1 protein-coding gene is annotated in these 855 nt (G+C 42.8%); it reads left to right on the forward strand.

What is annotated here, in order from left to right:
* On the forward strand, positions 1 to 855 hold an 855-nt coding region (locus HMPREF2987_RS10980), incomplete at both ends, for a Rib/alpha-like domain-containing protein (protein WP_257375138.1).

Below are 855 nucleotides of genomic sequence, written 5' to 3' on the forward strand. Positions count from 1 at the left end.
CAGGAACTAAAGATCCAGTTGAAGTAACAGCAGAACCAGGCTCAACCGTTGAGTTGTTCGATAAAGACGGCAACAAGATTGGTGAAGGTGTAGCTGACGAAAACGGTACAGCAACGATCACACCAACGAAAGATATTCCAGCAGGTGGCGTAACAGCGAAAGCAACCGACCCATCAGGAAATACATCAGACGCAAGTGAACCAAAAGTTGCGACAGATACCACAGCGCCAGCTAAACCAGAAGTTAAGACAGATCTAACAGGTAAAGCAGGAACTAAAGATCCAGTTGAAGTAACAGCAGCACCAGGCTCAACAGTTGCTCTTTACGACAAAGATGGTAACAAGATTGGTGAAGGCGTAGCTGATGAAAATGGTAAAGCTAAAATCACACCAACTGTAGATATTCCAGCAGGACCAGTAACAGCTAAAGCTACGAAAGATGGTCAAACATCAGACGCAAGCGCACCAAAAGAAGCTACAGTAGCTACAGATGCAGATAAGAACACTCCAGTAGCGAAAGATCAAACTGTTAAGCCAGGAGATAAACCAAATGCTAAAGATTCAATTGATAATGTAGGTGATCTTCCTGAAGGAACAACAGTAGAGTTCAAGACACCAGTGGATACAACAACTCCAGGTGATAAAGGAGCGACAGTCGTTGTGACTTACCCAGATGGTTCTAAGGATGAAGTTCCAGTTAAAGTAACTGTAAAAGATCCAGAGAAGACATCTGATGCAGAAAACAACACTCCAACTCCAAAAGATCAAACTGTTAAGCCAGGAGATACACCAAATGCTAAAGATTCAATTGGTAATGTCGGAGATCTTCCTGAAGGAACAAAAGTAGAGTTCAAGA

It is taken from the genome of Streptococcus sp. HMSC067H01 (assembly GCF_001814775.1).
Lineage (GTDB): Bacteria > Bacillota > Bacilli > Lactobacillales > Streptococcaceae > Streptococcus.